Here is a 12,718-nt window from a genome sequence, read left to right as displayed (position 1 = left end):
CTAATTGGGCACTGATATCACAACAACTTGCTATAAAATTTGGAGATAGGTTCAAGATTATGTAACTTTGCCTATGAAAGGCTCCTCTTATTTGTATGCATATGTGAAATCTGCACACAAATAAGAGGGAAAGAATAAAAAAATAGAGCCGTGACACAGTTCAGTTTACACTACCAACATATGAAGTTTTGCATATTCTAAGTATTTCATTGACGGACAAAACCCACCTAATAAATCTATTTGATAAGACTATTTTCAACGATGTCAAAGGACTCGATTATCCCCTCTTTAGGGGACTAATTGATTGATTAATAAACATGTCCAATTTTTATTGAACACTAATGCTTCCAACTGATAAGTTAAAACACCGAAAACGTTTTTAATAAGTTCTCCAAACTCATTCAAAATACACAGATAAACGCTATCTTTGTGCACATCAAGACCACATACTGATTTCATAGGCTTGCATATTGGGGGTTATGAATTCGACCCCAAAATAAATATAATTTGTGATTTAAAGCACGTTGATGCAAGATTATAGGTATGTCGGTCTTGATGTTTTAACTCAAGCAGCGAGCACTCGGAGAAATTCATTTCAGTTTTTTATCACAACTGGCTTATAACTCGGAAATTTTATCTAAATTTGTATTAAAGAATGCCAAGCAATTTGAGTTTACTCTCAATAATCGCAACACCACCTTTCACATTACTCTCAATATTTAATGGCATTACAGGATCGTGTAATGACATACGCAACAACCACCAACCATCATCGTCTGCATTGCCACAACTAACACGCAGTCCCTCGTAGTTCGGTTCAACAAGAGTCCATCCAGGCACCTCAACAACTTTAGACTTCACATTCTCAAGCACTTTAGCACCATAAGCCTTAAAATCAGGGGCTGTCAGTTTTATTCTAATTTCCTTACTCTCCTTTGGTTGTTTAAGAGTTGCAATGATTTCATGTAATTGCTTTTCCTGGCTGAACAACTTGGCTGCATAAATTATGAGTTTGGCAGCAAGATATGCACCATCATCGAGAAAGTGATTTTCGCGTAAAGCAGCGTGACCGGAAGTTTCAATAGCCAACCAACATTCCTCTCCCATTCCATTAAGTCGAATACCTTCATTTATGACATTTTTATAGCCACGACGAAAACGGTGATGTTTTCCTCCCTTTTGGCTGATAAATTCAGCCAAACCATCTGATGTAACCGAATCAGTGACAATTGTACTTCCCGGATGCTCTTCAAGAATGACTGTAGATATCAGCGCAATAAGTGAATTACGATTGATGGGTTGACCATTACGACCAATTATAGCCGAACGGTCAACGTCTGTATCAAATATTACGCCGAGATCAGCATTACAGTCTTCAACTGCTTTGCAAACTGAAGCCATTGCTTCTGGATTCTCAGGATTTGGAATATGATTAGGGAAATGGCCATCAGGTTCAAGAAACTGGCTCCCCTCAGTGTTAGCACCAAGCGAACTCAATATCTTTTCAAAAAAACCACCATTACCGTTTCCTGCATCCACTATGATATGCATACCTTTAAGGGGGTGTGAATAGTCATAGGCATTCACACCCTTACAGATGTAGTCGGCAATATGGCGAGAATAGACCGTCATAAAATCAAAAGTTGTATAGCAACCTTCTGCCCCATTATATGTATAATTACCATTTTCTGCAATAGCAAGTATTGAAGCGATATCCTTGCTATCTAATCCACCCTTAGAAGTGAAGAATTTCAGACCGTTACGGTTGTAGGGAAGATGGCTTGCCGTTACCATTACAGAAGCAGATGCTTTTACTTGCTCAGTGATTGTTGTCATAAACATAGCTGGGGTTGAAGCAAGACCACAGTCTACAACATTTGCACCAGCTTCTACTGCTCCCTTTACAAAGTAGCCTTTAATACTTTTTCCCGAGAGTCGGCAATCTGTACCTATTGCAATAATAGGTGTTTCATTAACTAAGGTATTTCTAAGCCAGCGAACAAACGACCTGGCGATTGTTTCAATCACTTCTTGCGTAAGATTAACATATTCGCCTTCAATCCCATCAAGAGCCACACCCCTTATGTCTGAACCATTTTGTAATTTTTTCCAATTCATAGTTATGCTTTAAGATTAGTAGAAAACAAAATTATATATTATTATTCAATAGTCAAAACTAAATCAATGCAAAATAATGCTTTAACATATAAATCTGCATTTACAGAATATTTTGACAATAGCTTATGATCTTACTGATTCAAGATTACTTTTTTGTGTGTAGTTATAAAAACTACACACAAAAAAGAAGTAAAATAAAGACAGAACCGCGAGACTGTTCAGTTTACTCTAAGATATAGTTCTATTGACTATTTTTAAGTAATATATTTCTATAGCTATCTGTTAGAATAAACGGTATAATCTGTCCTTATTTCTATTCAGGAACTGCATACCAGTCGCCAGTTTCCTTTACAAGCTTTCTAGCAAAGCTTTCAGGATAACCAGGACGCATTACCTTCTTCTGTATCTTACCGTCCTTTTCCTGCTTTACACCCATATCATTGTATTTCACTATGATGCGGATTGCAAGATTCTTCCACTCTGCAAGCATCTGCTGAGCCTTATCAACACTATATTCATTGAGCAAACGAAGTGCAGCCTGCTTGTCAGTAGCATAGAGTTCCATAGCCTTCTTCTCAAAATCAGCCTGCTGTGCAAAATAGCTTGCCTCAAGCGAGTCGCGTACAATCTTAAGTTCTGGGAAGATCTGCGAATAACGCGGATAAACCATATTGCTTACCCAGTTGCACACCCAGAAAGCATTCTTATCAGAGAATGTCACTGCGTCGGCACCAGGAGTATTGTAACACTCTGGCTGAACAGTATTACCACAGTACACCGGTGTATAGGCAATCATATTAGCATCGTCGTTACCAAACCAAATCACGCCACCTATCTCGCGCGGCATCCATGAGCGCAGCTGCGATACAAACGAGAAAGCCGACTGCTGGGTAGAGATTGGGCGCTCGTTGAAGTATGTCTTGCCGTCAACCTTAAACTGCAATGGTGTGGGACGATATGGCATCTGATATATACCACCTCCTACATTAGTTGTATCAAGAGCCAATGCTGTACCCTCATAGTGGTCGCGCATACCCATTTCTACGTCGTGTACGCTAAGCTTGCGGTCGGGTATAATCCACAGAGGCATGTCTTCGGCATTAGGGTCCTTTCCAAGTGCCCAAGGCAGATAGCGGTCGAATCCCTTCTGATAGTGATTGAAGAAGCTCCAAACACGAGCGTCGCAGAAACGACGACCAGAGAAGTCGGGACGTGCATAAGTATTTTTCCATGAGAAGTCGGCATCCTTACCAGTAAACCAGCCCATCTTGCGGGCATAAGAAATGACATTCTTCGAATAAATGACATTCTTCTTGTCCTTCATATCAAACTTACCTATACGGCTCTGGTTGGCATGAGCGCAGATGGCATTGTCAGGAATTCGTACCGCAACCCAAACAACACCCTTGCTGCCAGGACCTGTACCCATCATCTCCATAATCCATGCCTCGTTAGGGTCGCAAATAGAGAAAGTTTCGCCACTTGAACAGTAGCCATATTTCTCAACAAGAGAAGTCATTATCGATATAGCCTCACGGGCTGTCTTTGCTCGTTGAAGGGTGACGTATATGAGCGAACCGTAGTCAAGAATACCTGTAGTATCTACCATCTCCTCACGTCCGCCATAAGTTGTCTCTCCAATGGAGAGCTGAAACTCGTTGATATTACCGATAACATTATAAGTTACGGGAGCCTCGGGTATTTCGCCATGATACTCGCCTGTATCCCAGTCGAATATCTTTCGCATCTCGCCCTTCTTATGCATTCCTGCCGGATAGTGGCACAAGTGGCCGAACATACCATAGTCGTCGGCATTGTACGAAACGAGTACCGAGCCGTCAACACTGGCCTTCTTGCCAACAATGAGATTAGTACAAGCAGATGCCTCCATTGCTGAAGCCGATATAAGAGCAGCAAGAGCAATATCCTTTAGTCTTTTTGATAATTGCATAGTATAATAGATTAAAAAGCCCCACCCCCTCCATAATAGAAATGGTAAGAGTGAGGTTATTATTATTAATTAGCAAGCCTTGAACGACATGTCGAGCCCCTTTACTGAGTGTGTCAGAGCACCTACAGAGATAAAGTCAACGCCACACTCTGCATAGTCACGAATAGTGTCGAATGTGATACCACCGCTCGACTCTGTCTCGTACTTGCCGGCCACCATCTCAACTGCCTTCTTTGTATTATCTACAGAGAAGTTGTCGAGCATGATACGGTTGATGCCGCCACACTCCATAGCCTGACGCAGCTCGTCGAAGTTGCGCACCTCAATCTCAATCTTCAGGTCAAGTCCCTTCTCTTTGAGATACTCGTGACAACGGTTGATGGCATTGGCTATGCCACCAGCAAAGTCCACGTGATTGTCCTTAAGCAAAATCATGTCGAACAGACCGATACGGTGGTTCATACCGCCACCTATCTTTACAGCCTGCTTCTCAAGCATACGCAAGCCCGGAGTAGTCTTACGGGTGTCAAGCACATGTGTCTTTGTACCCTTCAGGCGCTCCACATACTTAGCAGTCATAGTAGCAATACCGCTCATGCGTTGCATGATGTTAAGCATCAGACGCTCGGTCTGAAGCAACGAGCGCACCTTACCAGTTACTACCATTGCAATATCGCCCTTCTTGACATGGGCACCATCGCCGATAAGCACCTCTACCTGCATAGTAGGGTCGAAACGGGCGAATACGCGCTTTGCCACTTCTACTCCGGCGAGAATGCCGTCTTCCTTTATCAACAAGTGCGACTTACCCATTGCTGTATCAGGTATGCAGCAAAGGGTAGTGTGGTCGCCATCGCCTATATCCTCAGCAAATGCAAGGTCAATAAGGCGGTCTTCCAATTCGTTTACACTAAGCATAATGTAATATTTATTTAGTAATTAATACTTTGTTATTATTTTTCTTTAAGCATCTTTCCATCCTTATACGCACACAGCTGTTCGTCTGCATAATACTGTAGATTGATTGTTCCACCCAGCCACTCGGTGAACGGACGTTCGCCAAGCAAAGCAGAAACATTAACTACACGTTCACCATCCAACTCAACCACACCTGGCTTTATCTCCTTGCCGTCGGTGGAAATCACTCTGTTGGCTGCAACAAGTCGTGTCATAGCTTACGGTCGTTAAGATGTAATGGTCGGCGTCGGTCTAAGCTGTCTAACTTTGGCAACTCAAGCGAGTCAGGCGACATATTGCCGTCTTCGGGCTTCTTTACGGGTTCCGACACATGCATCTTGACAAGACGTACATTCGACACTACAAACAGCTTGAATGTAGTTGCAGACGACGTAGGCATAGCCCTATCGCTTGACAGCATCCAGAAGCCACGCACCGCCTTAATAGTCAAGCGTCCCTCGTTCATAATCTGCATGTGATAATGCGACGAAGTGCTAATACTGTTATTGACATACTCCACACTATCGTTGGCATAAGTAACAGCCAGTACCACCAATGCATCCCGCATACCGTCCTGATATAGGAACTGAGCATCGAAGTCGAGCACCATACGATCACCCTCGTGGTACGAACTATCGGCCTTTATCTCAAACGAAATTCGGTTGGTAGCCAAATATGGTGAGAGTACAAATGCCGTAGATAGTTTCCACACGTTGGTTGTATCTGCATTTTCAGTCAAATCTGTAAAGCCAGCCTGTCCGCCACGTTCTACAGCCTCGCGGCCGAGCCTGTCTGCAATCTTGTCATACACCTTCTGAAGCAATCGTGTGTGGCGTGTGTAATAAACCATCGACGAATCGAAATCAGCTTGCGACACACCATGGTTCTTCAGAATGCTGATACTATAAGCTCGCATCGCTACTGAGTCAGGACTATCGAAATTGGTCTGAACCATTCCGTCAGCCACATGGTAGTCATAAAGAATGTCAGCCATCTCATCCATCTGCAGATAGCGTCCAGGGATTCCTGGCTTACATCCCGTAAAAACAACGGTCATGAATAATACCAGGCAGGCAGCCAGCAAATGAAGTCGGCAATACGAACCTGCCATATTGGCTATATTGTTAGTATTTATCATTTTTTCCAAGCTAAAGACATGCGCTCCAGATCATTTCTAAAGAACAGCAACAGTACTGCCACTCCTACGCTAATACAAGAGTCGGCAAAATTGAATATCGGCGAGAAGAAGACAAAATCGTCACCACCCACCATTGGCATCCATTCAGGATAAGTAGTACGTATAATAGGGAAATAGAACATGTCCACCACCTTACCATGCAGGAATGTAGAATACCCGGTACCGAAAGACACAAAGTCAGCTACGCTGAATGGCGTTGATGCATCAAATATAAGTCCGTAAAACAGACAGTCGATAAGATTGCCTGCAGCGCCAGCCAATATCATAGCCAAGCAAACTATGTACCCACGACTGAAAATCCCCGTCTTCACCACTCGCCAGATATACCATCCAATGGAGCCAATAGCCAATGTTCGGAACAGCGACAACACTAATTTGTTGAAGAAAGTCATGCCATAAGCCATTCCGTTGTTTTCGATGAAATCTATATAAAACCAGTCGGTAATACGTATGGCTTCACCTAAAGTCATATTGGTCTTCACCTCGATTTTTATGATTTGGTCAATCACAAGAATCAAGATCACTATGATTATAGCAAGCCATCCGTTAGTGATGTACTTCTTATTATTTTCCATATTATTTTTTACGTGCATTCTTCGACTCAACACTCAGAGTTGCGTGTGGCACGATGCGTAGTCTTTCCTTCGGGATGAGTTGACCAGTGATGCGGTCAATACCGTATGTCTTGTTCTCAATGCGCACCAGCGCAGCCTCAAGTCCCTGTATGAACTTCTGCTGACGGTTGGCCATTTGTGCAATTTCCTCTTTCGACTGCGAAGCGCTGCCCTCTTCAAGAGCCTTGTACGTAGGCGATGTGTCTTCCACTCCATTACCATCAGCATTCATCAGCTGCTGCATCATCGAGTTGAAATCGCGGCGTGCCAATCGAAGTTTTTCGTTAATAATGTTCTTAAATTCCTGGAGTTCCTCGTCTGAGTAACGTAATTTCTCTGCCATAGTTGTTTGGTTATTAGTAAGATAAAAAGGCCTGTTTTAGTAAAAATGCAGTTGGGCGCAGCCTTTCAGCCGCACCCTCTCTGCATATATTTTGTATTTAAGCCTTAACTATCTTGATGTTAATCTTGAAGTCGTCGATTTCGCTCTCGGCTCCGTCGTTATCGGCGAGAGTGATGTCGAGGGCGAGCACCTGCGACTGGATGTAGTCGGCAAAGCTTGCCACAGCCTTCTCCACCTTCTCACAAGGAGTGATGGTAACGTGGATGCGGTCGGTAATCTCAAGACCTGTCTCCTTGCGGAGGTTCTGGATGCGCGAGATAAGCTCACGGGCCATACCCTCGTTGCGCAGCTCATCGTTGAGCTCAATCTCAAGAGCCACGGTCAGCTTGCCCTCGTTGCTCACGAGCCAGCCCGGGATGTCCTCAGAGATTATCTCTACGTCGGCAGCCTCTACCTCAACTGAGTTGCCCTCTACCTCTACGGCTATCTTGCCGTTGGTCTCAAGCTCGGCAATCTGCTCCTGGTCGAGAGCCGACATAGCTGCTGCAATACCCTTCATCAGCTTGCCGAACTTCTTGCCCATGGTGCGGAAGTTGCACTTCACCTTCTTTACCAATACGCCCGAGCCCTCTACGAAGCGAAGCTCCTTAACGTTAACCTCTGAGAGGATAAGGTTCTTGACAGCCTCGATGTGGCGGCGTTGCTCGTCGTCGACAGCAGGAATCATGATAGCCTGAAGCGGCTGGCGCACAGCTATGTTCACCTTCTTGCGCAGAGCGTGAACCATCGAAGTGATCTTCTGTGCCATACCCATGCGCTCCTCAAGTTCGCGGTCGATGAGCTGCTCGTCAACTACGGGGAACTTGGCGAGATGTACAGAGGTTGTACCCTCAAGCTGAGCTGCACCAAGGTCGCAGAAGAGCTGGTCGGCGAAGAACGGAGCGAATGGAGCAAGGAGCTTGGCTACGGTTGTCAGACAGGTGTAGAGAGTCTGATAAGCCGCGAGCTTGTCCTGCGACATTTCCTTGCCCCAGAAACGCTTACGGTTCAAGCGTACATACCAGTTAGAGAGGTCGTTGTTGACGAAGTCCTCGATGAGTCGGCCTGCACGGGTCGGGTCAAAGTTCTCCATCTCCTTCTGCACACCCTTGATGAGAGTGTTGAGTACAGAGAGTACCCAGCGGTCAATCTCCGGACGCTCTGCCACGGGCACCTGAGCAGCCTCTGTGTCGAAAGCGTCAACGTTGGCATAGCCCGAGAAGAACGAGTATGTATTATATAATGTGCCGAAGAACTTGCGACGTACCTCGTCTACTCCCTTCTCGTCATACTTGAGGTTGTCCCAAGGCTCCGAGTTGGTCATCATATAGAAGCGTACGGCATCGGCTCCATACTTCTCAATCTGATCGAACGGATTGACTGCGTTGCCCAAATGCTTTGACATCTTGTTGCCCTTAGCATCGAGAACGAGACCCGAAGAAATAACATTCTTAAATGCTACCGAGTCGAACACCATTGTAGCAATGGCGTGCAGAGTGAAGAACCATCCACGTGTCTGGTCTACACCCTCGTTGATAAAGTCGGCAGGATAGAATTTAGGAGCGATTGCGAAGCCTTCGTATGTGCTGTTGACAAGAGCCTTGCGGTCTTCCTCTGTGCCGCGCGACATCTCGCCCTCAAACGGATAGTGGAGCTGTGCATAAGGCATAGAACCAGAGTCGAACCAAACGTCGATAAGGTCTGACTCGCGATGCATTGGTTTGCCCTCGTCGTTTACGAGCACGATATAGTCTACGTAAGGACGGTGGAGGTCTATGCGGTCGTAGTTCTCCTTAGAGTAGTCGCCCGGTACGAAGCCCTTGTCCTTCATAGGATTGCTCTTCATCACGCCAGCTGCTACCGACTTCTCTATCTCGGCATACAGTTCTTCGAGCGAACCGATGCACTTCTCGCCACGGTTCTCATCGCGCCAGATAGGAAGCGGGGTGCCCCAGAAGCGTGAGCGTGAGAGGTTCCAGTCGTTGAGGTTTTCAAGCCAGTTTCCGAAGCGACCAGTACCGGTCGACTCCGGCTGCCAGTTGATAGTCTTATTGAGTTCCACCATGCGCTCCTTGCGTGCTGTGTCCTTGATAAACCAGCTATCGAGCGGATAGTAAAGAATTGGCTTGTCTGTACGCCAGCAGTGAGGATAGTTGTGTACGTGCTTCTCTGTCTTGAAAGCCTTGCCCTCCTGCTTCAATTCGTAGCAGAGCACAACGTTCAAGTCCTCAGCCTTGTCCGAAGCCTTCTTGTCCCATACGCCATCCTGATTGAACTGTGGGTCGTAGGCGTTCTTCACGTAGTCGCCAGCGTGATGACCGTATTTCTCATCGTCTACACAGGCCTTCACGAAGTTAGTGTCAAGCTCGTCGATGAGGTAGAACTTGCCCTGGAGGTCAACCATAGGACGTGTCTCGCCCTTCTTGTTGATAAGGTAGAGAGCCGGAATGTTAGCATCCTTAGCCACCTTGGCATCATCAGCACCGAATGTCGGGGCGATGTGTACGATACCAGTACCGTCGTCGGTTGTTACGTAGTCGCCGAGGATTACACGGAAAGCCTCGCTCTCCATCTCCACAAACTTGTCGCGTCCGTCCTCACCTGTAAACACCTTCTCTGGATGTGCCTCAGCATATTCTGTCACGAACTTCGGAGCGAAGTCGTCCACCTTCTCGCATGGCTTCACCCACGGCATAAGCTGCTCGTAGTGCATTTCCTCGAGTTCTGTACCCTTGAAGTGGCCGGTAATGCGCCATGGGCACATCTTCTTCTCCTTGTCAAACGGAGCCAACTCGCCCTCCTTGCACTCCTGCCCAGGCTTCAAGTAAGCCTTGACGAGGTTCTCAGCCATAATGATGGTGATAGGCTCACCATTATAGAGATTGTATGTCTCAACCGAAACGTAGTCGATCTTCGGACCAACGCAGAGCGCAACATTCGAAGGCAAAGTCCACGGAGTTGTAGTCCATGCCACGAAGTAAGGCTTGCCCCACTTTGTCCACTCTTCCTTAGGATCGCGGATGAGGAACTGAACGGTAGCTGTCAGGTCCTTCACGTCGCGATAGCAACCGGGCTGGTTGAGCTCGTGCGACGACAGTCCGGTACCTGCTCCCGGCGAGTACGGCTGAATGGTGTAGCCCTTGTACAGCAGACCCTTGTTGTAGAGCTGTTTGAGGAGCCACCATAGAGTCTCAATATACTTGTTGTCGTATGTGATGTACGGATGGTCGAGATCAACAAAATAGCCCATCTCCTCAGTTAGTTTGCGCCACTCGGCTGTAAACATCATCACATTCTCACGACACTTATGATTATATTCCTCGGTCGAAATATACTTCTCCGAAGCCTTGTTGTCGATATCCTTCTTTGTGATACCAAGCTCCTTCTCTACGCCCAGCTCTACGGGGAGTCCGTGTGTGTCCCATCCAGCCTTGCGGTGAACTTGGAATCCCTGCATAGTCTTATAGCGATTGAATGTGTCTTTAATGGCGCGTGCCAGAACGTGGTGAATGCCCGGATGACCATTGGCTGAGGGAGGTCCCTCAAAGAATACGAACTGCGGGCAGCCTTCGCGCTCGTCGATTGACTTGTGGAAGACATCGTCAGCCATCCACTTGTCCAAAACTTCCTTGTTGGTTTCTACAAGATTGAAACCCTTGTGTTCAACAAACTTGTTTGACATTTGTATTTAATGTTTTGTATTTATTTTCCTATAGAAATGTTATAACGGATGCAAAGTTAATGAAAAATGAGGATATACGTGCGATATTGAATGCAAAAAATCTTGCTGCTTTGCCTTAATAGTTGTATTTTTGTGGTCGGCAACCAAATCAATTACCTATGAATATTGAAGAAGTCAGAGATTTCACGTTGTCATTATCCGGGGTGACCGAAGACCAACCGTTTGGCGACGACAACATAACTTTCCGTGTTGAGGGCAGAATTTTTCTCTGCCTTTGGCTGGGAGGTGGCAAATATAATATCGATGAATCCATGCTGAGATTTGCCTGCAAACTTTCGCCCGAAAGGAACGAAGAACTGCGCGAGCAATTTTCTGTCATTACGCCTGCATTCCATTGGAACAAACGACATTGGAGCGACGTGTTTTTCGAACAATTGGGCACCAAACTTGTAGAGAGTATTATACGAGAGTCGTATAATGTGATAATCAGCAAGTTACCCAAATACGTTAGAGTAAAATATCAGCTATGCAACAGCAATTTGTAGAAACAATTAAGATATCGAATGGCAAAGCAGCAAACCTTCCTTACCATCAGGCAAGGATGGAGCGAACCATTCGTCATTTCTTCCCCCAACTTGCCCTCAACACCATGCCACGCCTTCAAGATTTGATTACGCCCAAGGACAGCATGTCGCTCTTCAAGGCACGTGTAGTATATGGCACACACGGAGTAGAACTCGTAGAATACGCCCCATACTCCATGCGACAGATTAGCACCCTGAAGATAGTCCACGACGACACAATTAGTTATAGCTACAAGTGTACCGACCGCTCAGTTCTCAACGCACTCACAGCACAAAAAACCGACTGCGATGAAATCATCATCGTCAAGAACAATCTCATCACCGACACATCCTTCACCAACCTCGCCATATTCGACGGCAATAGTTGGCTGACCCCCAAACATCCCCTACTTCACGGCACTCGACGCGCCCTACTCTTGGACAATGGCCTCATCAAGGAGGCAGACATCACAGAGGACGACCTAATGAAGGCGAAAAGAATCAGACTGTTCAATGCAATGATTGATTTCGGGGAGAGAGAGATTGAGCCGAGTGGAATAAAATTGTGAGAATAAAGATTCCGCATAACTAAAGTCACAGTACTTACGCCAAGTACTGTAGTAATCCTGCTCAAGTACTTGAGTAATCCTACTAAAGTACTTGAGTAATCTTACGAAAGTACTATCCTAACCTTCAATTTACATACCGTGCAACCGTACAAAAGCGACCTTTAAACAGCGCTTTTGTCTTTTATTACCTTTAAATAACGAATAACGCACGTTATTTATCATTTTATAGACAATGTTACTTCCTCGTTTTCGTACCTTTACACCATCAATTCGAAACAATTATAAGTAAGCGTATCTGCGATGCTAGTAGATACGCTTACCGAAAGCAAAGACATAAGTCTCTTGGAGAATCTTTTGCCTCAACTCGTTCGATCCAACTGACAAACGACACACTCTGTACTGGAATCCACTGGTCACAACCGATGAAAACGGTAAGGCCATCATAGAATGTTACAATTCCTCCAACACAGCTGCCGTCAGTCTAAATGCTGCGATACTGGAGAAAGGCGTACCTGGATATATAAATACGACAAAACAATAAAGTATCGTTAACAATAATAGACACTAGCCTATATTATTGTTAACGATAACTAAATACCGAAAAATAATTATCTAAGTAACTGTTCAAAATTAATTTTATAAATATGAATAATTCACGAATAAGTTCGTACCCACAGACGCCAA

10 protein-coding genes and 2 pseudogenes are annotated in these 12,718 nt (G+C 45.3%); 3 read left to right on the top strand and 9 right to left on the bottom strand.

Annotated features, from left to right (window positions below; translation table 11 throughout):
• Positions 1 to 170 precede the first annotated feature (170 nt).
• Positions 171 to 308 (top strand): annotated as a pseudogene (locus I6E38_RS12735) (IS4 family transposase); the annotation flags it as partial.
• Between the two features lie 31 nt (positions 309 to 339).
• Here I6E38_RS12735 and I6E38_RS12730 read toward each other — a convergent pair.
• The 9 genes and pseudogenes from I6E38_RS12730 to ileS all read right to left on the bottom strand — a co-directional run.
• A pseudogene (locus tag I6E38_RS12730) lies at positions 340 to 459 on the bottom strand (IS110 family RNA-guided transposase); the annotation flags it as partial.
• Between the two features lie 189 nt (positions 460 to 648).
• Entirely contained in the window at positions 649 to 2,118 is a 1,470-nt protein-coding gene (locus tag I6E38_RS12725; protein WP_235394349.1) for a phosphohexomutase domain-containing protein, read from the bottom strand.
• 313 nt (positions 2,119 to 2,431) lie between these two features.
• Positions 2,432 to 4,009, bottom strand: coding sequence for a dipeptidase (locus I6E38_RS12720; protein WP_374690007.1), 1,578 nt, complete (start codon positions 4,007 to 4,009; stop codon positions 2,432 to 2,434).
• A gap of 129 nt (positions 4,010 to 4,138) precedes the next feature.
• On the bottom strand, positions 4,139 to 4,987 hold the full coding sequence (gene nadC / locus I6E38_RS12715) for a carboxylating nicotinate-nucleotide diphosphorylase (protein ID WP_235394347.1): 849 nt from the start codon (positions 4,985 to 4,987) through the stop codon (positions 4,139 to 4,141).
• 35 nt (positions 4,988 to 5,022) lie between these two features.
• Positions 5,023 to 5,241 carry a hypothetical protein gene (locus tag I6E38_RS12710; RefSeq protein ID WP_235394346.1) on the bottom strand — a complete coding sequence of 73 codons (219 nt, stop codon included), beginning with the start codon at positions 5,239 to 5,241 and terminating at the stop codon, positions 5,023 to 5,025.
• A complete protein-coding gene (locus I6E38_RS12705; RefSeq protein ID WP_235394345.1) occupies positions 5,238 to 6,164 on the bottom strand; it encodes a DUF4296 domain-containing protein in 927 nt (308 codons plus the stop codon). Before I6E38_RS12705 ends, I6E38_RS12710 begins: the two co-directional genes overlap by 4 nt.
• On the bottom strand, positions 6,161 to 6,799 hold the full coding sequence (locus I6E38_RS12700) for a lipoprotein signal peptidase (RefSeq protein WP_235394344.1): 639 nt from the start codon (positions 6,797 to 6,799) through the stop codon (positions 6,161 to 6,163). The genes I6E38_RS12705 and I6E38_RS12700 overlap by 4 nt, the downstream gene beginning before the upstream one ends.
• Before the next feature lies 1 nt (position 6,800).
• On the bottom strand, positions 6,801 to 7,181 hold the full coding sequence (locus I6E38_RS12695; protein WP_235394343.1) for a TraR/DksA family transcriptional regulator: 381 nt from the start codon (positions 7,179 to 7,181) through the stop codon (positions 6,801 to 6,803).
• A 97-nt stretch (positions 7,182 to 7,278) separates the two neighbouring features.
• A complete protein-coding gene (gene ileS / locus I6E38_RS12690) occupies positions 7,279 to 10,902 on the bottom strand; it encodes an isoleucine--tRNA ligase (RefSeq protein ID WP_235394342.1) in 3,624 nt (1,207 codons plus the stop codon).
• Positions 10,903 to 11,060: 158 nt separating this feature from the next.
• Between ileS and I6E38_RS12685 the strand changes: the two genes are divergently transcribed.
• Both I6E38_RS12685 and I6E38_RS12680 read left to right on the top strand, forming a co-directional pair.
• Positions 11,061 to 11,447, top strand: a complete 387-nt coding sequence (locus I6E38_RS12685) for an MmcQ/YjbR family DNA-binding protein (protein ID WP_235394341.1) — start codon at positions 11,061 to 11,063, stop codon at positions 11,445 to 11,447.
• Positions 11,429 to 12,034, top strand: a complete 606-nt coding sequence (locus tag I6E38_RS12680) for an aminotransferase class IV family protein (RefSeq protein ID WP_235394340.1) — start codon at positions 11,429 to 11,431, stop codon at positions 12,032 to 12,034. Before I6E38_RS12685 ends, I6E38_RS12680 begins: the two co-directional genes overlap by 19 nt.
• Positions 12,035 to 12,718: the final 684 nt, after the last annotated feature.

Origin of the sequence: Leyella stercorea (assembly GCF_021531355.1) — a bacterium.
In the GTDB taxonomy this organism is placed as follows: Bacteria; Bacteroidota; Bacteroidia; order Bacteroidales; family Bacteroidaceae; genus Prevotella.
The sequence above is the reverse complement of the archived record's forward strand: the minus strand, read 5'-3'. Positions and strand labels throughout refer to the sequence as shown.

Bases quoted from the DNA above. Each gene is read 5' to 3' on its own strand.
- I6E38_RS12705 (WP_235394345.1), bottom strand. From the start codon at position 6,164: ATGATAAATACTAACAATATAGCCAATATGGCAGGTTCGTATTGCCGA.
- I6E38_RS12710 (WP_235394346.1), bottom strand. From the start codon at position 5,241: ATGACACGACTTGTTGCAGCCAACAGAGTGATTTCCACCGACGGCAAG.
- nadC (WP_235394347.1), bottom strand. From the start codon at position 4,987: ATGCTTAGTGTAAACGAATTGGAAGACCGCCTTATTGACCTTGCATTT.
- I6E38_RS12685 (WP_235394341.1), top strand. From the start codon at position 11,061: ATGAATATTGAAGAAGTCAGAGATTTCACGTTGTCATTATCCGGGGTG.
- I6E38_RS12695 (WP_235394343.1), bottom strand. From the start codon at position 7,181: ATGGCAGAGAAATTACGTTACTCAGACGAGGAACTCCAGGAATTTAAG.
- I6E38_RS12680 (WP_235394340.1), top strand. From the start codon at position 11,429: ATGCAACAGCAATTTGTAGAAACAATTAAGATATCGAATGGCAAAGCA.
- I6E38_RS12720 (WP_374690007.1), bottom strand. From the start codon at position 4,009: ATGGAGGCATCTGCTTGTACTAATCTCATTGTTGGCAAGAAGGCCAGT.
- I6E38_RS12725 (WP_235394349.1), bottom strand. From the start codon at position 2,118: ATGAATTGGAAAAAATTACAAAATGGTTCAGACATAAGGGGTGTGGCT.
- ileS (WP_235394342.1), bottom strand. From the start codon at position 10,902: ATGTCAAACAAGTTTGTTGAACACAAGGGTTTCAATCTTGTAGAAACC.
- I6E38_RS12700 (WP_235394344.1), bottom strand. From the start codon at position 6,799: ATGGAAAATAATAAGAAGTACATCACTAACGGATGGCTTGCTATAATC.